Origin of the sequence: Octadecabacter dasysiphoniae, assembly GCF_021532615.1 — a bacterium.
GTDB lineage: Bacteria > Pseudomonadota > Alphaproteobacteria > Rhodobacterales > Rhodobacteraceae > Octadecabacter > Octadecabacter dasysiphoniae.
This window is the reverse complement of record NZ_JAKGAQ010000003.1, coordinates 44768-70329: the sequence shown is the minus strand read 5'-3', so window position 1 is coordinate 70329 and position 25562 is coordinate 44768. Positions and strand designations below refer to the sequence as shown.

Genomic DNA, 25562 nt, shown 5'->3' with positions numbered 1-25562 from the left:
GGTCTTTTGAATGTTCGATAGGAAATTGTTTATGTCATTTCGGTTTTTGCTGCCAACCACCGCCATCGCGTTTCTGATCGGCTGTCAGCCTGCGATCAATGCGGCCTCACCCGCTGAACAACGCATCCTGGCCACCGAAGCCAAATTGACGGACTGCATCATGGAAAGGTGCAAACTGCTCAATATTGATCGCGGCGATCTTGACGATTTTTCGATGTTGGCGGACCTCGACCATGTCCAAGCCCTACGCATGAGCTGGACAGACTTTTTAGACCTGAATGACATCGCGCCAATGACCCAATTGCGAGAACTGCACATCTCCTCAACCCAGGTTTCGGACTTGTCGGGTTTGGCGGCTTTTGAAAACCTCGACATCTTGCACCTGCAATGGAGCACAGAGGCCAGCGACCTTTCACCCATTGGCAATCTGACCCCGCTGACAGAATTGGCCTTGGGCGGAAATTCTGTTGGCGATATGGATTTTGTCGCGTCTTTGATCAATCTTGACGGCCTCAGCCTGACAAGTTCAAAAATTTCCAGCATGGCCGCCCTGATCGGCCATCCGTCCCTATCCCGGCTCGATCTGGAAATGGCGCAATTGCCCGAAGATATTTCCGCACTGCTGACCATTCCCAATCTGCGGGTGGTGTCCATCACTCCGACACGTTTGACGGATCGTCAGATGGTCGTGGTTGACGCACTGCGCGCAAAGGGCGTGCAGGTTGATGAAATACCCGAAGTGGTTGTCGTCATCTGCTAGGCAGACAACCCAGCCCGCGCATCCATATTCTCTGCGGCTTGCACCAGTTCATGCACCAGTGTCGCCGCCATGGATCGCATCACCATAACCTCAAACGACTGCGCCCCAAGCCGCGTGATGCCGCCCGTCATATGCCCGATCAACGTGCGGGCGGTGTGGCCTTTCTTGAACACACTCGCGCGCAGATCAATCGGCGTCAGGCGGGCAAGAACGGCATCCGCCCCCGCCCCGTCAATGCGCACAATCGCCCAAGCATCTGAATGATCGACACATTGCGCGGGCAAATCAGGGCAATCGACGCCCATAACCAACGCCTGCCCCATGCCGCACCACATCACCCTTGGCGATGTTCCAACGCACCGGTTGGGCGCCACAAATCCGACCCCAATCGCAGATTTCAACGCATCAGACACGGCCTTTTGCTGCCCGTTAAATGGCGCAACCAATGTCACAACTCCGGCGTCTACTTCGGACAAGGACACGCTGCCGATTGTTTTTGGCAGCAACCCCGCGCAGGGGGTGTTTGCGATCAACCTAGCCATTGGACGTCTCCTTTGCGCGGGTGTTGTCGGGGTCAAAGAACACCGGATGGCACACCTCACACAGGGTTTTCACGCCGCGCAAATGATCAACCATCATGACGGTTTCGCCATGACGGTTCGCCCCGTCGCGCAAGAACCCCAACGCCAGATCATGGCCCAAGGTGGGCGAATGGCACACGGACGTCACATAGCCCTGATCGTTCAGGCGCACCGCATCCGCACCCTCAACAAACAAATGCGCACCAGCGGTTAATTTTTCAGCCTTATCAACAGGTTTGAACCCCACAAGCTGCTCGCGCTCTGCCTCTAACAGGCCCGGCCTTTGGGACGCCGCATTGCCGATGCAATCTTTTTTCTGGCTCACCATCCGGCCAAAACCGATGTCGAATGCGCTCACCCGCCCGTGGATTTCCGAATGGGTGATGAACCCCTTTTCGATCCGCAGCACGTTCAGCGCTTCCATCCCGTAAACGCCACCGCCCATGGCCTCCGCCTGCGCGCAAAGTTGGCGAAACAGCGATGCACCAAACCGCGCAGGCACCGAGACCTCATAGGCATGTTCCCCCGAAAACGAAATGCGGAACAAACGGCCCACAATGCCCCCGATAGACACATCGCCACAGGCCATGAACGGCCAGCTTTCGCCGTCAATGTCAGCGTCCAGCACGGTGTTCAAAAGATCGCGCGACTTGGGCCCCGCCACAGCAAACTGCGCCCATTGTTCGGTGACGGACGCAAACCGCACATCCAGATCGGGGCGCAATGCCTGTGACACCCAATCAAGATGCTTCATCACCTGGCCTGCCGCAGCCGTCGTGGTGGTCATCACATAATGATTGGCCCCCAACCGTGCGGTCGTGCCGTCATCCATCACATGCCCGTCTTCGCGCAACATCAAACCGTACCGCACGCGGTATTCCTTAAGCGTGGAAAACGTGTTGCAATAGACAAAATCAAGAAACGCCGCCGCATCCGGCCCCTGAATATCAATCTTGCCCAGCGTGCTGACGTCACAAATGCCAACCGTATTGCGCACCATGCCCACTTCGCGATTACAGCTTTCCAACCACGTTGTTTCACCCTGTTTGGGGAAATAGCTGGGGCGATACCAAAGGCCTGCTTCGATCATCGGCGCGCCGCGATCCAACGTGGCTTGATGCGATGTCATGTGGCGTTCGGGCGCAAATCCGTGGCCCTGCGCCCCGGCCCCCATGGCGGCAATCGACACTGGCGCATACGGTGGCCGGAAGGTCGTCGTGCCCGTTTCAGGGATGCCGCGCCCCGTCGCATCGGCCAACACGGCAAGCGCAGCAACATTGGAATTCTTGCCCTGATCCGTCGCCATGCCTTGCGTGGTATAGCGTTTCATATGCTCAACGCTGCGGAAATTCTCTTGTGCGGCCAGCTTGATGTCTTTCACATGCACATCGTTCTGAAAGTCGAGCCATTTGCGCCCCTTTCCTTCAACCTGCCACAGCGGTTCAATCCGGTACGCGCTGTCATCCGCGGATGGCGTATCAACCGCCACAGCATCCAGCCCCAACGTATCAACAACCGCCCGCGCGGCTGCGATCCCGTCTTCAAGACAGCCGTGGGTCGAAAACACACCCCGCGCCGCACCTGCAACCGTCATGTCTGGTATGGCACCGTCCGTGGGCACAAAGCTCAGGATGTCGTCGTTCCACGTTGGCCGCCCGTTCATATGGCACGTCAGGTGTACCGTCGGATTCCAGCCCCCCGACATTGCCAGACAATCCGTGCGGATGTCGCGTGTGCCGCCACTGTGCTGCACCGTGATGCTTTCAAGGCCAAGCCGCCCCTTCGTGCCCACGACTTTACCGTTCGTAAAGATCGGATAATCGCCCAGCGCCTGCACATCCGCGCGGCTGTCGATAACACCGGCAACCTTCACCCCCGCCTCAACCAGATCAACGGCCGTGCGGTGCGCATCGTCGTTGTTGGCAAAAATCGTAACGGATTTACCCGGCGCGACGCCCCAGCGGTTCAGATAGGCGCGCACCGCCCCCGCTGTCATGATGCCCGGGCGGTCGTTGTTGGGAAACGCAATCGGGCGTTCCAACGCACCAGCACACAGGATCGATCGTTTCGCCACGATCCGCCAGAAACATTCACGCGGGGCCTGCGTCGCCGCGGTGTGGTGGGTTACCCGTTCCAACGCGCCAAACGTGCCTTGATCATAGGCCCCTGTTATGGTCGTGCGGGTCATCAAACGCACATTGTCCATCGCCATCAGGCGCGCAACAATATCAGCGGCCCAATCCGCACCTTCGCGTCCGTCAACGCTGTAAGTTTCGGCCAACAATCGCCCGCCCATGCGGCTGTCTTCGTCGGCCAAAATCACATCCGCGCCCGCCTGCGCCGCAACCAACGCCGCCATCAAACCCGCAGGCCCCGCACCAATCACCAGCACGTCACAATGGGCAAACGCCTTTTCGTACGTGTCCTCGTTGGTCACCCCCGAAATCGCGCCAAGGCCCGCCGCGCGGCGAATGATAGGCTCATACACCTTTTCCCAGAACGATTTGGGCCACATGAAGGTTTTGTAATAAAATCCGGCACTTAGAAACGGCGACATCAGGTCGTTCACCGCCATGGCGTCACGTTTCAGCGACGGCCACGCATTCTGGGACCGCGCGGCCAACCCGTCATATAATTCCTGCGTCGTGGCGCGAATGTTGGGGTCTTGCGCCGCATGCGTGCCCAGCGTCACCAATGCATTGGGTTCCTCGGATCCGGCGGTCAAAATCCCGCGCGGGCGGTGATATTTGAAAGACCGCCCCACAAGGCGCACGTCATTGGCGAGCAACGCGGCGGCCAAAGTATCCCCCTCGCGCCCTTCATAGATCGTCCCGTCAAACGAAAACGAAACAGGCGCGCCGCCTGCATTCAGCCCCTTACCCGCGATCCTCATTTCGCCGTCCCCCGAACAAGTCTGGCGCCCGAAACCACATGGGTCACCGTGTTGCGCGTCACTTCAATCCACGCGCCGCAGCCAGCCTCGTGATGCCACAGGTCACGCACCTCACCGGCGATGTTGTCGCGGTTGTGCAGATAATCATCCCACGCGCCATCACCCGCATCACGCGCCGGACGATCCAGCGCCACAGCATGGCCTTGATAATAAAATTCGCGGCGGTCCCGATCACCGCAAAGGGGGCATGGCAAACGCATTTCCAGATCCTAGTGTAGATTGTGTTGAGAGCCCGTGCCCTCTTCATCCATAAGGCCACGGCCCGTCCGGAAACGATCAAGGCGGAATTGACTGGCCGGTTCGTGATGCATGTCTTTGGCAATCAAATGTGCATAGGAAAACCCGGACCCCGGCACAGCCTTGAACCCGCCGTAACACCAGCCGCAATTCAGATAGAGGCCCTCTGTCTCGGTCTTATCGATAATGGGTGATCCATCCGATGACATATCCATAATACCGCCCCAACTGCGCAAAACCCTTGCCTTGGCGATGGACGGCATCAACGTCATGCCCGCCTCCATGACATGTTCCATCATCGGCAAATTGCCCCGCGCCGCGTAGGATGCATAGAAATCCAGATCGCCGCCAAACACCAAACCGCCCTTGTCGGACTGGCTGATATAAAAATGGCCCATCCCAAAGCTGATGACCTGATCAAGGATCGGTTTGATCCCCTCGGTGACGAACGCCTGTAAAATATGGCTTTCGATCGGCAGGCGCATGCCCGCCATTTCGGCGACTTGGCTGGATCGCCCAGCGACGACAATCGCGACCTTCTTGGCGCGGATCGCACCGCGGCTGGTTTGCACGCCTTTGACAACGCCACCTTCGATGTCGATGCCTGTCACTTCACAGTTCTGGATCAGATCGACACCGCGCTGATCGGCCCCGCGCGCATATCCCCACGCCACCGCATCATGGCGCGCCGTGCCACCGCGTGGATGATACAGCCCGCCGTAAATCGGAAAGCGCACATTGTCGAAATCAATCAGCGGCACGAGGTCACGCACCCCATCGCGATCCAGCAGGATCGCATCATCGCCCTGATTGATCATCGCATTGCCACGGCGCGCAAAGGCGTCGCGTTGCCCGTCTGAATGAAACAGATTGATGACGCCACGCTGCGACATCATCGTGTTGTAATTCAGGTCCTGCTCCATCCCTTCCCACAATTTCAACGAATGGGAATAGAATTCCGAATTTCCCGGAAGGGCGTAATTGGCCCGCACGATTGTGGTGTTACGGCCTACATTTCCGCCCCCCAAATACCCTTTTTCCAGCACGGCGACATTGGTGATCCCGTGTTCCTTGGCAAGGTAATAAGCGGTCGACAATCCATGCCCGCCCCCGCCGATAATGATCACGTCATATTCGGCTTTCGGTTCGGGGTTTCGCCAGACGGGCTTCCACCCTTTTTGGCCAAACAAACCTTCTTTGAAAATTTTTAATGCGGAGTAACCCATCGGATGTCCCTTTGCTTGGCGCCAGCCTATCCAAGCCGCGGCTGACCGCAATGCCGCATTTCGACAATAGCAGGGCTGGCAGCGACCGGCGGCGCGGTCGCGATGTTGCCTATTTACCTGACGCGCACATGCCGTAGGTTTGCACCAAAGTGTATGAAGGAATGTCCATGACCCGTTTTCGTCTGATCACCGCCGCCCTGTGTGGCGCCTTGCTGCAAGCCTGCATGACAGTCCCGACCGCCGATCAGGGGGGAACAGACACCTCTGCATCCACGGCCCTGCCGCAGGCACGCAATTTCGTCTTCAGTTGGGGCATGTTTGCCGATCCTGTCTTTGATCGCGACGTGGTGACATTCAACCGCACCTTCGCCAATGTCTACGGCGCCCCGGCCGATATAGACGCCTTCGGCTTCACCTCATCGCGCCTGTCCACGCCCGATCCGGCCGTGATGCAATCTGAACTCGTCGAGATGGCCGCACAGGCTGTCGATGGGCGCGACACGGTCGTGGTCATGCTGACATCACACGGATCGCCCGACCTCATGGCCGTCAAAACACAGCCAAACGGCCCCGTATCTGCCGTTTCAGCAGATACATTGGCCGAATTTCTCGCGCCGTTGGCCAACGACCGCCAAATCCTGATCCTTCAGGCCTGTTTTTCCGGATCATTGATTGATGAATTACGTTCGCCCAACCGTATCATCATGACAGCGGCATCCGCCGACAGATCGTCCTTTGGCTGCAACCCCGAAAGCGACAACACGTGGTTCATCAGATCGCTGAACCGCGCCATGCTCGAGGTCGGCGCGCAAGGTGGGTCATGGGAACAGATCTTTGCGCGAACCCGCGCGCTGGTCGCTGCAGATGAAGCCGCGAACGGATATCCAGCGTCAAACCCGCAGCGGTTTGTCGGCGCGAATATGCGCAGCACCTGGACCACAAGCGCAATGTAGCACGGACGCAAAGCCCGCTGCGGGCCTCTTTCGCCTGCGGCGGGCGGGGGGCCAAAATCCTGACGGATTTTGGCCGACCCAACCGCCAGTCCGTTAAAGCCCTTTGGCTTTGTAGCTGCTTGCCACGCGACCGATCGAGACCAGATAGGCCGCCGTGCGCAGATCATGGACGTCATCACGGCTGTGCCAAACCTCGCGCATCGCCTGATAGGCCGTACGCATCGTGTCATCGAGGCCTGAGCGCACCAGTTCCAGCTCACCCGCTCCGCGCAGATATTTCTGTTTGAAGTTCGGCGTCATCGACCATTGATCACCCAAATGTTCGGACAAGCGCTGCAATTCGCCGACAATCAATTCATGGCGTGCTTCTTCTTGGCGGCGCTGCATCCGGCCAAACCGGATGTGGCTCAGGTTTTTGACCCATTCGAAATAGGACACGGTCACACCACCGGCATTGGCATACATATCCGGGATGATGACGCAGCCCTTTTCACGCAGAACCTCGTCCGCGCCAGCCGTGACAGGCCCGTTCGCCGCCTCGATGATCAACGGCGCTTTTACGTTTGCCGCATTGCTCATGTTGATGACCCCTTCCAGCGCGGCAGGGATCAGGATGTCGCAATCTTTTTCAAGAATTTCGGCACCGTTTTCAACATATGTGGCACCGGGAAATCCTTTGACGCCGCCATGTTTGGATATCCATTTGTGCACCGCTTCAACGTCAACGCCGCCATCATCAACCAACGCACCATCGCGTTCGATGATACCGGTGATCAAGCTGCCGTCTTCTTCGCTCAGGAACTTGGCCGCGTGATAACCCACATTACCAAGGCCCTGCACAATAACCCGTTTGCCATCCAGCGTGCCCTTCAGACCAGCGGCTTTCATATCTTCGGGGTGGCGGAAAAATTCGTGCAGCGCATATTGAACGCCGCGGCCCGTCGCCTCAACACGGCCCTGAATACCGCCCGCATTGATCGGTTTGCCCGTCACACAGGCCGCGCCATTGATGTCGGTTGTGTTCATGCGTTTGTACTGATCAGCCATCCACGCCATCTCGCGCTCGCCGGTGCCCATGTCCGGCGCAGGTACGTTCTGGGACGGATTGATCAGGTCGCGTTTGATCAGCTCATACGCAAAACGGCGGGTGATCCGCTCCATCTCGTCTTCGTCCCATTCGCGCGGATCAATGCACAAACCGCCCTTTGATCCCCCGAACGGCGTTTCCACCAAGGCACATTTATAGCTCATCAGCGCGGCCAGTGCTTCAACCTCGTTTTGGTTAACGCCAAGGGAAAAACGAATACCGCCTTTTACAGGTTCCATATGTTCGGAATGGACAGACCGGTATCCCGTGAACGTTTCAATCTTACCACGCAAACGCACGCCGAACCGCACAGTATAAGTCGCATTACAAACGCGTATCTTTTCTTCCAGACCGGGCGGCAGATCCATCAGGGCCACAGCACGGTTGAACATGATATCAACGCTTTCACGAAACGACGGTTCAGAAGCGGTTGCGTTTGAATTGCTCATAGGAAGTCCTTTCTAGACACCAATTCCGCCGCGCAAACACGGCGATCATGGGCCAGCTAAACACGATTCGTGGCTCAGGTATCGAAATGATGAAAAAATGTGCAGATTTCGTTAAGGACTATGGTTACCCCGCCGCGCCTCGTTTTGTGGGTAACTCTGTCCATTGTCGCAAGCCGCCGCACAATCCCCCCCGATTGCCCGATATCGTTGCCAAAATGGCATCACGTTAACGAACTCTCGCCTCATTTCGCCCTAATTCTGCCATCCACGGATGGTCTAAGCATCGTCGATTGAAGCGATAGGTCCGTCTTGCGCCATCCGTGCTCCGCGACTTGTCTGGGAAGGTTAAAATGAAACGATTGCTGACGAAAACATTGGCCGATACGAAAACAACCTGCGCCCACATCCGGCGGTTTCGGCGGGACGAAGAAGGTGGCATGATCATCTTCTCGTTGTTCATGTTGGTGCTTATTCTGGCGTTGGCCGGAATGGCCGTCGACCTCATGCGTTTTGAAACGACCCGCGCAAAGTTGCAGGGCACATTGGACCGCGCCACTTTGGCCGCGGCTGACCTTGATCAAACAATTTCGCCAGCTGCAGTTGTTCTCGACTACTTTGAAAAAACTGACATGACCCGGTTCTTGCAAGGCACCCCGATTGTTGACGAAGGCATCAACTACCGCATCGTCACCGCAAACGCCTCTGCCGAAATTCCGACGTTCTTCTTTGATTTGCCAAACTTCCTGCTCCCTGATCGGGGACCGGGTGCGACCGCGCTTACCGTCAGCGGCACATCTACTGCCGAAGAACGCGTGTCCGACGTTGAAATCTCTCTGGTTCTTGACGTGTCGAGCTCGATGCTCAGCAACAGCCGGATCACAAACCTGCGCCCTGCGGCCCGCGACTTTGTCACCACTGTGTTGGCAAACAATACTGACGCGCCCCAAGGCCTGATCACAATTTCCATGATTCCATATAGTGCCGTTGTGAATCCGGGTTCAGACATCACGCCATTCCTCAACATCAACCGCACGCATTCTTATTCCACGTGCCCGTTGTTTGATGACACTGAATTCTCGGCGACCGACCTGAATTTGTCGGCAACCTATGACCACGTGTCGCACTTCTCTTACGGTGGCAGCAGCAGCACACCGTTCAGCGATGATTATGCTTGGTGTTACACCGGGGATCGCAACTCGATCATTGTGGCATCCACAGATGAAGTCGCCTTGCACACCGCGATCAATGATCTTGAACCTTACGGTAACACGGCCATTGATATGGGGATGAAGTGGGCTGTCGGCCTGCTCGACCCCAGCACGCAAGAAATCATCACAAGCCTTGCCGGGAAATCCGGCACAGGTGTCCCTGCCCTCGCTGCGGGTCGTCCGTACCCGAATACACAGCCGGATGTGCTGAAGGTCGTCGTTTTGATGACAGATGGTCAGAACACGCAACAATGGGATCTTGTCGAACCGTTCAAATCCGGTTTGTCGACCGTATGGTTCAACCGTGAATATGAAATGCAGCCGCTGCACGAAGTGCCATCAAACCGCACGTCGATCCAATACAGCGGTGAATCCACACCTGATTACCGTTGGGATGACTGGTTCTACTGGACAGGCTACGGCTCCTCTTCGCGGGCCCAGCGCTTTCCAAACGGATTCTCCAGCCAGTCCGATTATGTCTACGCCGACTCCATCACCGCAACGTACACGGCTGATGCCAGCGACACAGATGACGAAGCCGAAGACAAAGAAATCGAAAACGGCCGTCTTGGTGTGCGTTTTGAAAACGACGTCTACAATGCGACGTGGCAGGATTTGTATGCGGATCGCACGTACAACAAGATCAACAACACGTACCTCAACAAACCGTACAACCACTACTACATCCCATGGAGCGACAACAGCTGGGCCGAGACCGATTTCTCGTCCCCTGATAGCGCCATTGATTTCAGTGTCGTGGCCGGTTCAGAGGCGGACACACGACTGTCCAGCATCTGCCAGGCGGCGCGCGATTATGGCATCATTATCTACACCGTTGCCTTCGAAGCGCCATCAGGTGGCCGCACGGCCCTGCAAGACTGCGCAAGTTCGCCCAGCCACTACTTCGACGTGGACGGAACGGACATCTCTGACGCCTTCTCTGCGATTGCCACTGACATTCGCGCCCTGAAGCTAACACAATAAGGATCACTGATATGATGTTCGGGATCAAAACGATTGGAAAGTTCCTGCGGCTGTTTCGCCGCAAGGAGGACGGCGGCCCATCGATCGAGTTCGTGTTGGTGTTCATGCCCTTTATGGTCATCACCGTCTCGGGGTTCGAACTGGGCCTGTTGATGACGCGCCATGTGATGATGGAACGCGGCGTTGATATTGCGGTGCGTGATGTGCGTCTGAACACAGGCGTCCCCATCGACGAGACGGAATTCAAACGCATGGTCTGCAACGGTGCAGGTTTGTTGGGTGACGACTGCATGACGAAAGTACGCCTTGAAATGGTGTCCGTGAACATGTGGGACCAGTCCAGCGTCGGCGCGTCGGCAATGCCCCGCGAAGCCTCGTGCACCGATGTGGCCCAACCCTTTTTGCCTGCGCGTAATTTCGTCAACGGTACACCAAACGAAATGATGATCGTGCGGGCCTGCGGATTGTTTACACCGATGCTGCCGGAATTTGCCTTGGGGTATTTCCTGTCAAGGATGCGCACCGATGGCTTCTACCCGCTCGTGTCCACAACCGCCTTCGTGATGGAGCCTGTCTGATATGCTGACTTATCTCAAAACAAAACTGCGTCGTTTCCGACGCGAGGAAGACGGCAGTATCATCGCAGAAGCGGTGATCATGCTCCCCACCTTGTTTGCGGCTGTTCTGGCGACGTTCGTGTTCTTTGACGCCTACAGAAACCAGGCGATCAATCTGAAGGCCAACTATACAATCTCTGACGCCTTCAGCCGTGAATCCGACATGATCAACAACACCTACATGATCAATTCCTGGACCTTGCACCGCTTTTTGACAAGTTCCCCGAACCTGACCCGCCTACGGGTCAGCGTTATCCAGTACACCACGGAGGATGATACATACCGTGTGGTCTGGTCACGCGCCAAAGGGGGCGGCTCTGATGTGGATTGGGGCGAACTCAGCGAAATCGGCATCGACCGCGATGAAATCCCCGTCATGCCGGATCTGGAACGTCTGATCGTGGTGCAAACGTCGGTCGATTATGTGCCGAAGTTTACAATCGGTCTGGGCGATTTCACATTCGAAGACATGATCTTCACCCGCCCCCGTATCGGGCAAGGTCTCTGTTATAGCCACAACAGCACCTATGCGGGCCGTATCTGCCCGATTGGCAGCTAATTCAGCCGCCCATCCGGCGTTCGGTGATGCGCAATGCAATTTGTTCGGCCATGTATTTGGCCGGACCCGCCGGGGTCACACCGCCAACACCGATCCGCGTGGCAAACCGCCACCACAGCCCCGGTGCCCACACTCTCGGGGCTCTTTCATGCAGCCGCAGCACAAATCCGTTTGATGGCTTGAACGCGAACGCGCCCCGATCAACGGACCGGATATTGTCCAGCGTGGTCAAAACTTGCCCCGCCGTATCGCGCACTTCGGTTTCCGTCAGAACAATGCCCAGCAATGTTGCACGGCGCAGCCGTTCCGCCACAACCAGCGTCCCCGCCCCCAAAGCAATCAAAAACAACTGCCAGCCCTGCGCGGGCGGCTGCACAAACGCGAGCAATATCAACAAAGCCCCAAGGGCAAAGACCGCCCCATAAGCGAACAAGCGACGCATTACAGACGCCTGTAGTGTCGCAATCACATCATCATCTTGCATCAAATCCGCCCTTTGGTTGCGCCCCCTCTAGCCAATCAACCGCCCCTTGAAAAGCGCCTAGCGCGGCGGCGTGACCTCGTAACCGGGTTCTTCGGGTTCATCATCGATCATCTCGGGCGGGAAACCGGGCGCTGTAATACTCAGCCCTGTGGGCTCCTCAAGGCGTTTGATGATGTCGTCAGATTGCGCATCAAACCCGTACCGCGCGATCCCCTCTTCAAAGATTTTCACCATCATCGGGCTGATTTCAAGCGGCACATCATGATCTTCGGCTATCTGCTGAAACAACCCAATATCCTTTTTCACAAGCCCCATGGAAAACCCGATGTTGCGGCTGCCGTTCAAAATCACCTGACTTTCGGTTTCATGGACAAACGACGTGCCGCTGGAAATCTTGATCGCCTCATAGGTCGTGGCCATGTCCATGCCCGCCGCCTTCATCGTCACCATCGCCTCGCACACGCTCAGCAGGTTCGCCGTCGCCAGATAATTCGTCATCACCTTTAGCGTGCTGGCCGACCCGATAGGCCCGGTGTGCAAAACGCGCCGCCCCAGTGTCGTCAAAATCGGCAATACCGCTTCAAATGTGGCGCGATCACATCCCGCAAAGATCGAAATATTGCCGGTCGCCGCGCGGTGGCATCCGCCCGACACAGGGCAATCCACGGCCATGCCGCCCGCAGCCTGCACGGCTTTGGCCAACCGCTGCACCTCGTCCGCGTCCGTGGTCGACATCTCAAGCCAGATTTTGCCGGCCCGCACGCTGGGCAACATCGCCTCGACCACCGCTGAACAAGCGGCGGGGGATGGCAGGCAGGTGATGACCACATCACACATATCCATCAATCCCGCAGGCGATCCGCCATCCTGCGCCCCGCGCGCCACGAAACCCGCAACCGCATCAGCGTCCAGATCATGGACAGCCAAATCAAACCCGTTGCGCAATACCGATCCGGCCAGCTTTGCGCCCACCGATCCCAAACCTACAAATCCGACTTTCATGAAAACTCTCCCCGTTTGGCCCCAACTTTGGGCGCAGCAAACGACCCGTCTGCCCCATTCGCGACACGGCTCGAAAATTAGCCTTGGGCCATACCAACAGCCCCGTGCACCATATCGATGTAAATCCGCTCAATCTCGTCCAGCGGCAATCGCCCGCCATCGCGATACCACGTGGTCAAACCCGTCAGCATCGCAATGATCGCCAGCGTGGTGATCTTGGTGTCGCGCACCGCAAACACACCCGCCGCAACACCGTCCTTTAATATCGCCTCAAGCTGGTCTTCGTATGTGCGGCGCAGCCCCTCAAGTTTGGTGAAATTATCGGGCGTTAGATTGCGCAATTCCATATAGGAAACAAACACCGCATCGGGGCGTTCAGAATGGAACCGGATATGAAACCGCGTGAAATCATCCAGCCTGTCCAATACGTTACGCGCTTCGCCCCGCGCCGCACGTGCCGCCAACAGCGCATCCATATGATCGCGCATCAGTTCAAACAGCAGTGTTTGTTTGTCAGGGGTATAGCGGTACAGCGCCCCCGCCTGCACACCGACATCGGCCGCAATCTGGCGCATCGAAACGGCGGCAAACCCGTGGCGCGCAATCAGATGCAACGCCACTTCGCGCACTTTCGGGCCTGTAATATCCCCATGTGATCCGGTTTTGCGCGCCATTACGCTATTTAACTGAACGCGCGTTCATTTGAAAAGCCCCGCACGCACAATCCCATACCTTGCCCGCCACAACGTCCCCCCCTATGGTCCCCCGACCTGATTGGACACCCCATGCGCTTTGCCGTTGCCTTGCTGATCGCCCTTGCCGCCTGCGCCGAATTTCCGGCGCTGGATGACACTGTGCCGCTTGATCAAACGCGCGCGGGCTTTCCGGATTTGATCCCGCTTGGCCCGCTGATTACGCAGGCTGGCGCCGCCACCAGCACCGCCGCCACCGCCGCATCTGATCTGTCGCCGCGCCTTGCGGGGCTAAATGCACGCGCCGCCCGTCTGCGTGGCCCCGTCATTGCAGCACCCGTTCGCACCCGTATGCTGCGCGGCATCCGTTGAAGTCCAATCGCTGACGCGCTAACACGCCCCAGAACCTCATTTAAGGACGCGCACTATGACCACTCCCCTCCGCCTCGGCATTGCTGGCCTCGGAACCGTTGGCGTGGGCGTTGTGCGCATTATTCGCCAACAATCAGCCCTTCTTGAAGCCCGCACAGGCCGCAAAATCACAATTTCCGCTGTGTCGGCCCGTTCCAAAGACAAAGATCGCGGCGTGCCGCTGTCCGATTACGCATGGGAAGACGATCCCGTCGCACTGGCAAAGCGCGACGATGTTGATGTCTTCGTCGAACTGATGGGCGGCGACGCTGGCCCCGCCAAGGACGCCACAGAAGCGGCGATAAAGGCGGGCAAAGACGTCGTCACCGCCAACAAGGCCATGCTGGCCCATCACGGCCAAGCCCTTGCAATCGCGGCAGAATCCGCAGGCCAGGTCATCCGCTACGAGGCCGCAGTCGCGGGCGGCATCCCGGTGATGAAAACCCTCACCGAAGGGCTTGCAGGCAACGACATCACCCGCGTCATGGGCGTGATGAACGGCACCTGTAACTATATCCTCACCCAGATGCAGGCCACGCGCCAAGGCTACAACGCCCTGTTCGATGAGGCAGATAAGCTCGGTTATCTTGAAGCCGACCCAAACCTTGATGTGGGCGGCATTGATGCGGGCCACAAACTCGCGCTGCTGTCCTCCGTCGCGTTCGGCACGCAGGTTGATTTCGATGCAGTCGAACTCGAAGGCATCCAGAACATCACCCTCGAAGATATCGATGCCGCCGCCGATATGGGCTACCGCATCAAACTGCTTGGCGTTGCGCAAATGACGGGCCGTGGCCTTGAACAGCGGATGTCGCCCTGCCTTGTGCCCGCGCAATCCCCCCTCGGCCAGCTTGAAGGCGGCACCAACATGGTTGTCATCGAAGGTGACGCTGTGGGCCAGATTGTGCTGCGCGGCGCAGGTGCGGGCATGGGGCCAACCGCCTCTGCCGTGTTGTCTGACGTCATCGATATCGCCCGTGGTTTGCGTCTGCCCACGTTCGGTCAGCCCGCAACCACACTCAAACAGGCCCGCCCCGCCAAGGCTGCTGTGCCCGCGCCCTATTATTTGCGCATGCAACTCGTCGACAAACCCGGCGCACTGGCCAAAGTCGCCGCCGTTCTGGGTGATGCGGGTGTGTCCATCGACCGGATGCGCCAATACGGCCACCAAGACACCGCCGCACCCGTACTGATCGTGACCCACAAAGTCACCCGCACCGCCCTGGACGAGGCAATGGCCGCCATGGCCAAAACATCTGTTGTACAGGGTGATCCGGTTGCGATCCGCATTGAAGAAGTTGAATAGCCAACGCCGCGTGACCTGCTAAGGTCTTGTTATGACGCCAGCCCTCGCCAGCAACATTCAGCTTTATCGCTGGTCGCGCTTCCTGCGCAGCTTGATCTTCTGGCAAGCCGTCTGGTTTTTATATTTTCAAGACATCCTGTCAGGCGCGCAGGCGATCCTTCTTTATGCCGTCTATGACGTTGCCACCACAGTTCTGGAAGTGCCGTCAGGCTATATGTCGGATCGATTGGGGCGCAAGAAAACCCTGATCGCCAGCGCCATCGCGGGCTTTGTCGCTGCTGTTCTTCTGGTCGTCGGCGACACCTTTCTGGTCTTCGCCCTCGCCAACATCTGTCTTGGCGCCAGCATGGCCTTTGCCAGCGGCACCGACGAAGCGATGCTATACGAAAGCCTTGCAGCGTTGGACAGGACCGATGAAATCGAAGCCCAAGAAGTCATCGCCTGGCGCTATTCGTTCACCGCATTGGCCCTGTCAGCGGTCGCAGGTGGTGCACTGGCGATGGTCGACATGCGCCTGCCCTACATGGGCGTGGTGCTGTCGTTCGCCGCCCTGTTCTGGGTCACGACCCGTTTTGTCGAACCCGCCCGCAGCACAGATACCGCCGAGGGCGCGGAATTGCTGCGCCTGTCCGGCTTGGGCGCAAGTTTTCGCAATCCCGTCCTGCTGTGGTTCTTTGCGCTCGGCGTGTTGATGTACGGGTTCAGCCACCTGCCGTTCGTGTTCGGCCAACCCTTCATTCTTGAAGCCCTGAACACACTAGGCCTTGCCAGCAGCGCCCCGTTGGTCAGTGGCGCGGTCACATCAATGATGATGGCCATTTCTGTCGCCGTTTCCCTGATCGCGCTGAAAATCCGCGACGCCTTGGGCCTGCCCCTATTGTTGCTATGCGCCTTCGGGCTGCAAATCGCGATTTCAGGCGTCATGGCGATCACCGACAGTGCCATCGTGCTGGTTTTCTTGATGCTGCGGATGGTGCCCGATGCCCTGTCGCGCCCGTTCGTGCTGGGCCGCATCCAGCCGCTGTTGCCAAACGACAGCCGCGCAACGTGGCTGTCACTCCAAAGTTTCGTGGGGCGTCTGGCCTTTGCCAGCGCGCTGGCCGCCGGGGCCATTTCAACAACAGACGCGGGCACCTTGCCCTATGCCGACATCGCCCGAATCCTCACCGTGGCCTGCGCAATCGGGGTGCTGGCCCTGCTGGTTCTGGCCGCCGCCGCGCGCACAATTGAGGTCAGCGCAAGAAAAGTGGCCGACCGTTAGCGCACCCAGTGTTGCCTATCCCCGCGCCGACCCGCTAAGCGAAGGATAACCAATACAAAGGAACGCCCCATGACTTCGCCCGATTTTAACGACCGTATGCTGTCCTTGGGCCTCGCCCGCGTCTCCGAGGCAGCCGCCCTCGCCTCTGCGACATTGATCGGGCGCGGTGATGAAAAGGCCGCAGATCAGGCGGCTGTGAACGCCATGCGCGAACAGCTCAACAAGCTCGACATTGCCGGCGTCGTCGTGATCGGCGAAGGCGAACGCGACGAGGCCCCGATGCTGTTCATCGGCGAAGAGGTCGGGTCGGGCACAGGCCCCGGCGTGGACATCGCGCTGGACCCGCTTGAGGGCACGACCCTGACCGCCAAAGACATGCCCAACGCGCTGACGGTCATCGCCATGGGCCCACGCGGATCAATGCTGCACGCACCAGACGTCTACATGGATAAACTGGCCATCGGCCCGGGGTTCAAAGACGGTGTGGTCACACTGGCCATGTCCCCGGCTGAGCGCGTGTCGGCATTGGCCGCCGCCAAAGGGTGTTCCATCGAAGACATCACCGTCTGCGTGCTCGAACGTCCGCGCCACGAAGATATGATTGCCGAAATCCGCAGCACGGGTGCGGCGATCCGCCTGATCACGGACGGCGATGTGGCCGGTGTGATGCACTGCGCCGAAGCGGCCACCACGGGCATTGATATGTATATGGGCAGCGGCGGCGCGCCAGAAGGCGTGTTGGCCGCCGCCGCGCTGAAATGCATGGGCGGGCAGATGTTCGGCAAATTGCTGTTTCGCAACGACGATGAACGCGGCCGCGCCGCAAAAGCAGGAATCACGAATTTTGACCGCGTCTACACCCGCGATGATATGGTCACATCCGATGTGATCTTTGCCGCCACCGGCGTGACAGACGGATCGCTTCTGTCGGGCATCAAACGCGAACCGGGGTTTTTGACGGCCGAAACGATCCTGATGCGGTCCAAAACCGGATCCGTGCGCCGCATGACTTACCGCAATCCGGTCTAGGGTTTGCGCCGCCTGTCGGCGTCGCGACAGCGGGGGCCAGCCCCCGCACCCCCGGAGTTTAAGGGCCAGATGAAGAAGAGCGTGGCGAATCCACAGGCCGCGCCATATAGTGGTGGGCGATGAATAACGCACCACATATGACCCCCGCCTTCCTGAATGTTGAGGTTTCCACCACAGGTCGGCGTTGGGTCGGACCCAGCGGTGAAGACGACCGTTTGGCCGAAGCGATGGCGCAAGATACCGCACTGCCGGCGCCTGTGTGCCGCACGTTGGTGCGACGCGGCGTGGAGGCGCGCGATGCCGCCGCTTTCCTTGCCCCGACCTTGCGCGACCTGATGCCAGACCCGCGATCCCTGCGTGATATGGAACCTGCCGCCGCGCGCATTGTAACCGCCGCCCGCAGCAACCAGCGCATAGCCATTTTCGCCGATTATGACGTGGACGGCGGCACATCTGCGGCCCTGCTGATCGACTGGCTGCGCAGTTTTGGTGTCACCCCGACGCTATACGTGCCTGACCGCATCGACGAAGGCTACGGCCCCAACGATGACGCCATGTCAGCCCTCGCGCGTGATCATGATCTGATCATCTGCGTGGATTGCGGCACGCTGTCCCATGGCCCGATTGAGGCGGCCAAAGGCGCGGACGTTGTCGTGCTCGATCACCATTTGGGCGGCGAAACCCTGCCCCCTGCGCTGGCCGTGGTGAACCCGAACCGCCAGGATGAAACCGGCGATCTTGCCCATCTGTGTGCGGCGGGCGTCGTGTTCTTGATGCTGGTCGAGGCAAACCGCCAACTGCGCGACGCAGGCCAGAAAACGCCCGACCTGATGGCGATGCTTGACCTCGTGGCGCTTGGAACGGTCGCAGACGTGGCCCCCCTGATCGGCGTAAACCGTGCCTTCGTGCGACAAGGCCTTACGGTTATGGCGCGGCGTCAGCGTGTCGGGCTTGTCGCGCTTGCAGATGTGTCGCGTATGGACACAGCACCATCGTCCTATCACCTTGGGTTCCTGCTGGGGCCGCGGGTGAATGCGGGCGGGCGCATCGGCAAGGCGGACCTTGGCGCGCGCCTGCTGTCCACCACCGACCCGCGCGAAGCGGGCAGCATGGCCGAACGCCTTGATCAACTAAATACCGAACGCCGCGAAATCGAATCCAGCGTGCGCGACATGGCCATCGAACAAGCCGACCAACGCGGCACCGACGCCCCACTGGTCTGGGCCGCTGGCGAGGGCTGGCACCCCGGCGTGGTCGGCATCGTCGCATCCCGCCTGAAAGAGGCCACAAACCGCCCCGCCATCGTCATCGGGCTGGATGGCGAAACCGGCAAAGGATCAGGGCGCAGCGTGTCCGGCATCGACCTTGGCGCGGCCATCCAGCGCTGCGCAGCCGAGGGTTTGTTGATCAAGGGCGGCGGGCACAAAATGGCGGCGGGCCTGACCGTGGCGCGCGACAAACTTGACGCGGCAATGGACCGCCTGTCTGAACTTCTGGCCAAACAAGGCGCGGGTGACATCGGGCCCTCCGATCTGAAGGTCGACGGATTGCTCATGCCAGGTGCTGCTACGGTTGAACTGATCGAAACGATTGAACAGGCCGGCCCCTTTGGCGCGGGCGCCCCTGCCCCGCGATTTGTCTTTCCCGATTGCACGATCCACTTCACCAAAGTTGTCGGGGCCAACCATCTGAAAATCACCTTCGGGGATGGAATTTCCGCCCGCGTCGATTCGATTTGTTTTGGCGCAATGGACGGCCCGATCGGCCCGATGCTCCAGAACCACGGCGGCGCGCGCTTCCATCTTGCGGGGCGGCTTGAAATCAACACATGGCAGGGCCGCCAAAGCCCACAATTACGCCTAGAAGACGCCGCACCAGCCGCCTGAAAAATCAACGCACTTTTTGCTAAGTTTCTGCTTGCGCAAGCGGGACAGGTTCCCTAGAACCGCCTCACCAAGAGCGGTCCCTTCGTCTATCGGTTAGGACGCCAGGTTTTCAACCTGGAAAGAGGGGTTCGATTCCCCTAGGGACTGCCACTTGGGATTATCCAGACAATTCAGATGGTTGAAGCGCGCATAGCGCATCTGCCATTTTGACGATCACCGCGTGATTGTTCAGGCCTGTGCGCCAGTGTGGGGGGATTCCCTTATGGCCTAGATCCGGCCTGCCCAATCAGCCCGGCGGCGCGTAATCCGTCCCGGCGATTGCGGCCATACGCGCCAGCACATCATCCCCCTGCTGCATCAACCAATACAGCATATCGATAAAGATCCAGTTTTCCGCCAGCTTGTCCCCGTCGCGGCGATAAATATCGATCACACGGAATTCGCAATCTTTGTCATTGGCCGGCAATCCCATAAACCCGCCACGATGTTTTGCGGTAAAGTTCGGCCAGCCAAAGAACCCGCCGAAATGCCCCTCTGACACGCGGGCCTCGTGACCCGTAAAAGAGCGGTCATAAAACGCCGCGCGAAACGGGCCAGAATGCTGTTTGGCATAGCGTTCAATGGTGTAGGTCGCGCCTATTCCGGCAGGGCCCCACCAAATCATGTCGTCGTGCCATGTGCGCGCCAGTTCTTCTTCAAGGGGAAGGCCAAGCGCCCACGTGCCCAAATCGCTGCACATCGCATCAATCAGGTCTTGCGTCTGGGTGCCCACATCCGCGGGCTGCGCATCAAACAACATCCCCCCATGGCCAATCGGGCCGGGTTGCACAATCGGCGCGCCCGTTTGCGGGCCGAACGGGTTCTGCCCCGCCTGCGCCATCAGATGCGGGATATCGACGTGCAGCATCGTCTTTGTGATCCTGCCACCTTCGACACAGTTGAATTCGCAGTACCGCAGCATCACCATCTTGCGGGTCGCTGCAATACCGAGCCATGGCGCATCAAACAGCCCCATCAAATGGCCCATCGACACCACCCAAACGCCCTCACCTACGGAATTCCGCCCCGCAAAAAATACGTCCTCGCGCCGCTGCAATCGGGTCAGGGACGTCAGCAAAGGGCCCCAGAACGCTGCGGCCACATCTGCTGCCCCGCGCCGTTCATAAAACGGATGCATCCCGCGCCAATGCCAATCGGGGGCCGTATGATCCGCCAGAATGCCAGCAATATCATCCGCGCCCGCACCCTTCATGGCTGCGTATAAATCACGCACCACGGTCTTTTCAGATTGAAACATAAATCAGCCTTTCACGGCACCTGCGGTCAGACCAGACACGATCTGACGCTGGAAGAACAGGATCAACACAAACAACGGCGCCGTCGCCGACACAACCGCTGCAACCGCAAACATCACGTTGCCCTTGGTTTGTGTCGTACCAAGGAAAGACGCGATTTTCGGGATCATCGTCTGGTTTTCCTGATCCAGCAACATCGCCGCAACGGGGAAGTCATTGTAGGCTAACAGGAACGAAAACAGCCCCGTCGTAATCACACCCGGCCACATCACCGGCAGGATCACATGGCGAAACGCCTGAAACCTGTTACACCCGTCGACCATGGCGCTTTCGTCCAGATCTTTTGGGATATTGCGGAAAAACGATGTCATCATCCACAGGCTGAACGGCTGGTTGATGGCCACCAAAACGATGATCGTCGTGCCCAGTTTCCCCCAAAGGTTCCATTCGTAAAACGGCAACAGATACCCGGACACCAGCGTGATCTGCGGCATCGCGCGAAACATCAGCGCGGCGATCAAAATCCAGAACGCATAGTTAAACGTAGACCGCGACAGCGCGTAGCCCGCCAAAGTGCTCAGCGTCAGTGAAATCGTTACGACGCAGACACACACAATCGACGTGTTCAAAACCGCGCGCCCAAATTCTTCTTGGCCCCATGCCCCGGCGTATCCGTCCCCCGTAAAGGACCCGCCGGTTTCCACCCGCGTCAGCTCCCCGCTCAGCGCGAAGGCCCAATTCGCCTTGGAAAAGAAATCACCCTCAACCTTGAACGATCCCCACAAGGTCCACATGAACGGAAACGCCGCCATGATCACCCAAAGAACAAGGAAACCGATCAGAAAAAGCCGCAAGGACATCGGCAGTTTGCGGGGGCTTGCTGTGCTCATGGATCAGGCTCTCTTAAAATCGCGCCACGTGCGCACAAGGACAGGGGACAACAGGATGCCAACGCAGATCACCGTCAACAAAGACGTCGCCGCAGCGGAATTCAAAAGGCGCGTTTCACCGCCAAGATCATAGTAAATATAGGTCGACAGGGATTGGGCGTGGGCCTCTGCGCTGAACGAAATCAGCGGCTCGAACACCCGGAAATTGTCCATCAACTGGATCAGCGCCACGAACGTCACAAGCGGCATGATGTGCGGGATCGTCACGTATCGCACCCGCTGCCAGCGGTTCGCACCGTCAATCATCGCCGCCTCGTTGGTGTCCTGGTTGACCGTTTGCAGGCCTGCATAAAACACCACAAACGCGAAGGGCGCGGAATGCCACACACCATACACCATCAACATAATCCACATCAGCGGCGTTGACGCCTTAACGGATAAGTCAGGATTGCCCGCCAACCACTGGATCGCATGGCCCAGAATTCCGCGCGCATCCACCATCCAGAACAACACCAACGATCCGACCAACGGGGTGATGATGAACGGCAACAAAGACACGAAAATCAACGGGCCACGCACAGCACGGCTGGCCGAATTCACCGCAACTGCAATGGCAAAGCCAAGCCCGATGGTCAGCGGCGTCACAACAAACGTAAACGTCAAGGTAAACACAATGGCCGAATAAAACGGCAGGTTCATCACCTTGTTCCACCAATCGCCCCACCCCGTGGACGTGCGCCATGCCTCGCCCATTTCGGTAACGGCCAGATGGCCACGATTGAAATAATTATCAAACCCGACAAAACGGCCCAGCGGTTCAGCCTCGCGGATCGCTTGTGTGGCTTCTTGGTTCACCGTCACTTCGTCGGAACACCCGAACGGGCCACAGTTCTGAACGGTCTCGATGACCTGTTCGTGCTGGGCATACAGCGATTGAACCACAACGGAAATGACAGGCAACACGATCAGCAATGTCATCGCCAAAAGCGACGGAAAGACGAAGGTAAAAAAGGTGCTGTGTTTCAAGGCGTGGCCCTCGTCCTAAAGTGATCGCGCAAAGTAGAATGACCGGCGCGCAAATTCGCGTTGCGCGCCGGTCGTTTGGTTTATTCGGTCAGGAAACCGGATTCGATTGCAGCCGCAGTGTAGGCCGCTTCGACGTCTGCCAAGGCTTGCTCGGCGCTCTCGTTGCCTTGCATGAAATCAGACAATTCGTTGCCAAGCGCTGTGTGCAGCAGGCCTTGGAACGGGATCATCGGATAGGGCTTTGATCCAGCCGCAACCGCCGCCAAAACGCCCTCATTGGCCGCCTGTGGTTCAAACCCGTCGATCAACCAGACCGCTTGGTTCATTGTCTCCTCGTTAAGCAACGTTGGGGAAACACCATGCGCCATCGCGATGAATGTCGCGGCTGCGTCTTCGTCGCTGATGTTCTTGGCCACAGTCCAGCCGTCCCACCACAATGTTGTCGCCGGAACGCCGCTGTCACCCACCGTCAGTGGTGCCGTGATGCGTGTGTTTTCGTACACCTGCGGCTCGGATCCTTCTGCGTCCATCAGAACCTGGGAACGTGATCCCCACATGTTCATCAACGCCACATTGCCCGCTTCCCATTCCGCGCTTGTCGCGTTGGAATCGTGTGTCAGGAAATCGGGGTTCATGTAGGCAGACAGCGCTTTCATCATCTCAAGCGCTTCAACACCTTGGGCGTTGTTGATGGACACTTGCGCTGTGCCCGGCTCAAAGAACGCGCCACCCGTACCAAGGTACATGTTGTTGAATTCCTGCGCGAGGTTCCAACCCGCCGCATAGGCACCACCCAGTGGGTTTTCCATGATGCCAGCGGCACGGATCGCCTCAGCGGCAACAAGCATGTCTTCGTAAGATGTCGGAATTTCAAGGCCGGCTTCGGCCAGCACGTCTTCGCGATACATCAACGTCTGCGCATTCGCCATGAACGCAACAGCCATGACCTTACCGTCAACCGTGATCAGCTGGCTTGGGGACAATGCAGACCCGTGCGCCGCGATCAGATCATCCAGCGGGCGAATGACGTCTTCGTTGATCAGCGCCACGATGGACGAATTCGCAACAACCGCCGTCGTGTACTCAGCCGGATCACCGGACATACCCGCAAGGTTCAGCGTCTGGTGGTCTGCCGTCAGGTTGGCTTCGCCTTCAATGCCGTCGCAGGATTGGGCAAGGGCGGCGATGGATTGGATCGCTGGAAATTCGTTACCGATGATGCTCAGGCGGCCTTCAGCGGCACAGCCATGGCCGTCTGCAAACGCAGCGCTGCCCATCGTCAAGGCAACAGCGGTCGCCCCCATAAGTTTCGTCATTTTTGTCATTTTTAGTCTCCCGTTGGCGCACTCTTGGTGCTGTCGTGGTGCATTTAAGTGTGAACGCACCCCGACTCACGAATCGGATTACGCTATGCATACGTTTGCAATGAAACGTCTTGCGCGGCTACATTGCAAGAAAAAATCACATATTGTCGATGCGGGCTGAAATTCTGCATGTGCAAACAAAACAAGGCAAAGAAACCACTTGCCGAAGGGGCAGAATCGGAATTACACCTATTGCATACGTTTGCAAGAAAGGCGCGGACCATGGCCGAAATTCAGCTTAAGAACATCTCGAAACGCTGGGGCAGTTTTGTCGGCGTTGATGATTTCAACCTCACCATCGCAGATCAAGAGTTTCTGGTGCTGCTCGGCCCGTCCGGCTGCGGCAAGACCACGACGATGCGCATGATCGCGGGCCTTGAAGACGTAACAAGCGGTGACATTCTGGTAGACGGCGAACGCATCAATGATCTGGAACCAAAGGATCGCGATTGCGCCATGGTGTTCCAATCCTACGCGCTTTATCCGAACCTCGATGTCTACGAAAATATCCGTTTTCCACTGCGCATGCGCAAGGTTCCCCAATCCGAACACAAAGACCGCGTGATGCGCGCCTCCGCCATGGTTGAACTCGACGATTTCCTGCACCGCAAACCCGCCGAACTGTCGGGCGGTCAACGTCAGCGTGTGGCACTGGCCCGCGCCATCGTGCGCCAGCCCAACGTGTTCTTGATGGACGAACCCCTGTCCAACCTCGATGCAAAATTGCGCGTCTCCACCCGTGCCCAGATCAAAAACCTCAGCCACGAATTGAAGGTGACGACAATCTACGTGACCCACGACCAGATCGAAGCCATGACACTCGCCGACCGCGTTGTCGTGATGGAAAAAGGCGTCGTTCAACAGGTCGGCACACCCACCGACATCTACGATATGCCCGCCAACACGTTTGTCGCCAGCTTCATCGGATCACCTGCGATGAACCTGCTGACGGGGACGTTGGACAATGGCACCTTCAGCGGCGCCAACGTCAAAATCACCGGCATCGACAGCCCCCATTCCGGCCCCGTCACCTTGGGCTACCGCGCCGAAGACGCCATCGTGAACGGCGACAATCCGTCCATCGATGCACCCGTCTATTCAATGGAACTGTTGGGCGACGCCACCATGGTGACGTTCAAGATCGGCGGCACCATCGCCACCGTCAAAGCCGACAAAGATTTCCGCGCCAAAATCGGTGACAAAGTCCGCGCCAATATTCCTGCCGCGATTTGCCACCTGTTTGACGCGACCACAGGCGAGCGGCTGTAAAACCCGCCGGCCTCCACCAACTTGCAGCCCACT

Annotated in this window: 23 protein-coding genes and 1 tRNA gene; 12 read left to right on the top strand and 12 right to left on the bottom strand. The window is 58.3% G+C overall.

Going from position 1 to position 25562, the window contains the following annotated elements:
- Window positions 1-31 precede the first annotated feature (31 nt).
- Complete coding sequence (locus tag L0664_RS12660) at window positions 32-760, top strand: leucine-rich repeat domain-containing protein (protein ID WP_235226255.1); 729 nt, start codon at window positions 32-34, stop codon at window positions 758-760.
- On the opposite strand, the gene L0664_RS12655 is transcribed toward L0664_RS12660, so the two are convergent.
- Genes L0664_RS12655 through L0664_RS12640 form a run of 4 tightly spaced genes read right to left on the bottom strand, consistent with a single transcriptional unit; the run spans window position 757 to window position 5757 of the window.
- Window positions 757-1302, bottom strand: coding sequence for a sarcosine oxidase subunit gamma (locus L0664_RS12655; RefSeq protein WP_235226254.1), 546 nt, complete (start codon window positions 1300-1302; stop codon window positions 757-759). The genes L0664_RS12660 and L0664_RS12655 overlap by 4 nt on opposite strands.
- Window positions 1295-4234 carry a sarcosine oxidase subunit alpha family protein gene (locus L0664_RS12650; protein WP_235226253.1) on the bottom strand — a complete coding sequence of 980 codons (2940 nt, stop codon included), beginning with the start codon at window positions 4232-4234 and terminating at the stop codon, window positions 1295-1297. Before L0664_RS12650 ends, L0664_RS12655 begins: the two co-directional genes overlap by 8 nt.
- Window positions 4231-4494: a sarcosine oxidase subunit delta gene (locus L0664_RS12645; RefSeq protein ID WP_235226252.1), complete on the bottom strand. Its 264-nt coding sequence runs from the start codon at window positions 4492-4494 to the stop codon at window positions 4231-4233. Before L0664_RS12645 ends, L0664_RS12650 begins: the two co-directional genes overlap by 4 nt.
- A gap of 9 nt (window positions 4495-4503) precedes the next feature.
- Window positions 4504-5757: a sarcosine oxidase subunit beta family protein gene (locus tag L0664_RS12640; RefSeq protein WP_235226251.1), complete on the bottom strand. Its 1254-nt coding sequence runs from the start codon at window positions 5755-5757 to the stop codon at window positions 4504-4506.
- Window positions 5758-5924: 167 nt separating this feature from the next.
- On the opposite strand from L0664_RS12640, the gene L0664_RS12635 reads away from it, so the two are divergent.
- Window positions 5925-6710: a C13 family peptidase gene (locus tag L0664_RS12635; RefSeq protein ID WP_235226250.1), complete on the top strand. Its 786-nt coding sequence runs from the start codon at window positions 5925-5927 to the stop codon at window positions 6708-6710.
- Window positions 6711-6803: 93 nt separating this feature from the next.
- Here the strand turns inward: L0664_RS12635 and L0664_RS12630 are convergent, their stop codons facing one another.
- On the bottom strand, window positions 6804-8246 hold the full coding sequence (locus L0664_RS12630; protein ID WP_235226249.1) for a Glu/Leu/Phe/Val family dehydrogenase: 1443 nt from the start codon (window positions 8244-8246) through the stop codon (window positions 6804-6806).
- A gap of 350 nt (window positions 8247-8596) precedes the next feature.
- Here L0664_RS12630 and L0664_RS12625 point away from each other — a divergent pair, with 350 nt between their 5' ends.
- From L0664_RS12625 to L0664_RS12615, 3 genes are read left to right on the top strand one after another with little or no spacing between them, the layout of a single operon-like run.
- Window positions 8597-10438, top strand: a complete 1842-nt coding sequence (locus tag L0664_RS12625; RefSeq protein WP_235226248.1) for a TadE/TadG family type IV pilus assembly protein — start codon at window positions 8597-8599, stop codon at window positions 10436-10438.
- An 11-nt stretch (window positions 10439-10449) separates the two neighbouring features.
- A complete protein-coding gene (locus L0664_RS12620; protein WP_235226247.1) occupies window positions 10450-11016 on the top strand; it encodes a TadE/TadG family type IV pilus assembly protein in 567 nt (188 codons plus the stop codon).
- 1 nt (window position 11017) lies between these two features.
- Window positions 11018-11614 (top strand): TadE/TadG family type IV pilus assembly protein, encoded by a 597-nt coding sequence (locus tag L0664_RS12615; RefSeq protein ID WP_235226246.1) that lies wholly within the window; start codon window positions 11018-11020, stop codon window positions 11612-11614.
- Between the two features lies 1 nt (window position 11615).
- On the opposite strand, the gene L0664_RS12610 is transcribed toward L0664_RS12615, so the two are convergent.
- From L0664_RS12610 to L0664_RS12600, 3 genes are all read right to left on the bottom strand, one after another.
- A complete protein-coding gene (locus L0664_RS12610) occupies window positions 11616-12098 on the bottom strand; it encodes a hypothetical protein (protein ID WP_235226245.1) in 483 nt (160 codons plus the stop codon).
- 57 nt (window positions 12099-12155) lie between these two features.
- Complete coding sequence (locus L0664_RS12605) at window positions 12156-13100, bottom strand: NAD(P)-dependent oxidoreductase (protein ID WP_235226244.1); 945 nt, start codon at window positions 13098-13100, stop codon at window positions 12156-12158.
- 77 nt (window positions 13101-13177) lie between these two features.
- On the bottom strand, window positions 13178-13774 hold the full coding sequence (locus L0664_RS12600) for a TetR/AcrR family transcriptional regulator (protein WP_235226243.1): 597 nt from the start codon (window positions 13772-13774) through the stop codon (window positions 13178-13180).
- Window positions 13775-13885: 111 nt separating this feature from the next.
- Between L0664_RS12600 and L0664_RS12595 the strand changes: the two genes are divergently transcribed.
- From L0664_RS12595 to L0664_RS12570, 6 genes are all read left to right on the top strand, one after another.
- Window positions 13886-14164 carry a hypothetical protein gene (locus tag L0664_RS12595; RefSeq protein WP_235226242.1) on the top strand — a complete coding sequence of 93 codons (279 nt, stop codon included), beginning with the start codon at window positions 13886-13888 and terminating at the stop codon, window positions 14162-14164.
- Window positions 14165-14219: 55 nt separating this feature from the next.
- A complete protein-coding gene (locus L0664_RS12590; protein ID WP_235226241.1) occupies window positions 14220-15509 on the top strand; it encodes a homoserine dehydrogenase in 1290 nt (429 codons plus the stop codon).
- 31 nt (window positions 15510-15540) lie between these two features.
- Window positions 15541-16770, top strand: coding sequence for an MFS transporter (locus L0664_RS12585; protein ID WP_235226240.1), 1230 nt, complete (start codon window positions 15541-15543; stop codon window positions 16768-16770).
- Between the two features lie 69 nt (window positions 16771-16839).
- Window positions 16840-17799, top strand: coding sequence for a class II fructose-bisphosphatase (gene glpX / locus L0664_RS12580; protein WP_235226239.1), 960 nt, complete (start codon window positions 16840-16842; stop codon window positions 17797-17799).
- A 119-nt stretch (window positions 17800-17918) separates the two neighbouring features.
- A complete protein-coding gene (gene recJ, locus L0664_RS12575) occupies window positions 17919-19685 on the top strand; it encodes a single-stranded-DNA-specific exonuclease RecJ (protein ID WP_235226238.1) in 1767 nt (588 codons plus the stop codon).
- A 75-nt stretch (window positions 19686-19760) separates the two neighbouring features.
- Window positions 19761-19835, top strand: a tRNA-Glu gene (locus L0664_RS12570).
- 136 nt (window positions 19836-19971) lie between these two features.
- On the opposite strand, the gene L0664_RS12565 is transcribed toward L0664_RS12570, so the two are convergent.
- From L0664_RS12565 to L0664_RS12550, 4 genes are all read right to left on the bottom strand, one after another.
- The gene (locus L0664_RS12565) at window positions 19972-20982 is read right to left on the bottom strand and encodes a nuclear transport factor 2 family protein (RefSeq protein WP_235226237.1); all 1011 of its coding nucleotides are present in this window, start codon (window positions 20980-20982) and stop codon (window positions 19972-19974) included.
- 3 nt (window positions 20983-20985) lie between these two features.
- On the bottom strand, window positions 20986-21870 hold the full coding sequence (locus L0664_RS12560; protein ID WP_235226236.1) for a carbohydrate ABC transporter permease: 885 nt from the start codon (window positions 21868-21870) through the stop codon (window positions 20986-20988).
- A gap of 3 nt (window positions 21871-21873) precedes the next feature.
- On the bottom strand, window positions 21874-22896 hold the full coding sequence (locus tag L0664_RS12555) for a carbohydrate ABC transporter permease (protein ID WP_235226235.1): 1023 nt from the start codon (window positions 22894-22896) through the stop codon (window positions 21874-21876).
- An 80-nt stretch (window positions 22897-22976) separates the two neighbouring features.
- Window positions 22977-24221, bottom strand: a complete 1245-nt coding sequence (locus L0664_RS12550; protein WP_235226234.1) for an ABC transporter substrate-binding protein — start codon at window positions 24219-24221, stop codon at window positions 22977-22979.
- Between the two features lie 261 nt (window positions 24222-24482).
- On the opposite strand from L0664_RS12550, the gene L0664_RS12545 reads away from it, so the two are divergent.
- A complete protein-coding gene (locus tag L0664_RS12545; protein ID WP_235226233.1) occupies window positions 24483-25529 on the top strand; it encodes an ABC transporter ATP-binding protein in 1047 nt (348 codons plus the stop codon).
- Window positions 25530-25562 lie beyond the last annotated feature (33 nt).

Coding starts and splice junctions, on each gene's coding strand:
- L0664_RS12660 (WP_235226255.1), top strand. CDS start 32: ATGTCATTTCGGTTTTTGCTGCCAACCACCGCCATCGCGTTTCTGATC.
- L0664_RS12655 (WP_235226254.1), bottom strand. CDS start 1,302: ATGGCTAGGTTGATCGCAAACACCCCCTGCGCGGGGTTGCTGCCAAAA.
- L0664_RS12650 (WP_235226253.1), bottom strand. CDS start 4,234: ATGAGGATCGCGGGTAAGGGGCTGAATGCAGGCGGCGCGCCTGTTTCG.
- L0664_RS12645 (WP_235226252.1), bottom strand. CDS start 4,494: ATGCGTTTGCCATGCCCCCTTTGCGGTGATCGGGACCGCCGCGAATTT.
- L0664_RS12640 (WP_235226251.1), bottom strand. CDS start 5,757: ATGGGTTACTCCGCATTAAAAATTTTCAAAGAAGGTTTGTTTGGCCAA.
- L0664_RS12635 (WP_235226250.1), top strand. CDS start 5,925: ATGACCCGTTTTCGTCTGATCACCGCCGCCCTGTGTGGCGCCTTGCTG.
- L0664_RS12630 (WP_235226249.1), bottom strand. CDS start 8,246: ATGAGCAATTCAAACGCAACCGCTTCTGAACCGTCGTTTCGTGAAAGC.
- L0664_RS12625 (WP_235226248.1), top strand. CDS start 8,597: ATGAAACGATTGCTGACGAAAACATTGGCCGATACGAAAACAACCTGC.
- L0664_RS12620 (WP_235226247.1), top strand. CDS start 10,450: ATGATGTTCGGGATCAAAACGATTGGAAAGTTCCTGCGGCTGTTTCGC.
- L0664_RS12615 (WP_235226246.1), top strand. CDS start 11,018: ATGCTGACTTATCTCAAAACAAAACTGCGTCGTTTCCGACGCGAGGAA.
- L0664_RS12610 (WP_235226245.1), bottom strand. CDS start 12,098: ATGCAAGATGATGATGTGATTGCGACACTACAGGCGTCTGTAATGCGT.
- L0664_RS12605 (WP_235226244.1), bottom strand. CDS start 13,100: ATGAAAGTCGGATTTGTAGGTTTGGGATCGGTGGGCGCAAAGCTGGCC.
- L0664_RS12600 (WP_235226243.1), bottom strand. CDS start 13,774: ATGGCGCGCAAAACCGGATCACATGGGGATATTACAGGCCCGAAAGTG.
- L0664_RS12595 (WP_235226242.1), top strand. CDS start 13,886: ATGCGCTTTGCCGTTGCCTTGCTGATCGCCCTTGCCGCCTGCGCCGAA.
- L0664_RS12590 (WP_235226241.1), top strand. CDS start 14,220: ATGACCACTCCCCTCCGCCTCGGCATTGCTGGCCTCGGAACCGTTGGC.
- L0664_RS12585 (WP_235226240.1), top strand. CDS start 15,541: ATGACGCCAGCCCTCGCCAGCAACATTCAGCTTTATCGCTGGTCGCGC.
- glpX (WP_235226239.1), top strand. CDS start 16,840: ATGACTTCGCCCGATTTTAACGACCGTATGCTGTCCTTGGGCCTCGCC.
- recJ (WP_235226238.1), top strand. CDS start 17,919: ATGAATAACGCACCACATATGACCCCCGCCTTCCTGAATGTTGAGGTT.
- L0664_RS12565 (WP_235226237.1), bottom strand. CDS start 20,982: ATGTTTCAATCTGAAAAGACCGTGGTGCGTGATTTATACGCAGCCATG.
- L0664_RS12560 (WP_235226236.1), bottom strand. CDS start 21,870: ATGAGCACAGCAAGCCCCCGCAAACTGCCGATGTCCTTGCGGCTTTTT.
- L0664_RS12550 (WP_235226234.1), bottom strand. CDS start 24,221: ATGACAAAAATGACGAAACTTATGGGGGCGACCGCTGTTGCCTTGACG.
- L0664_RS12545 (WP_235226233.1), top strand. CDS start 24,483: ATGGCCGAAATTCAGCTTAAGAACATCTCGAAACGCTGGGGCAGTTTT.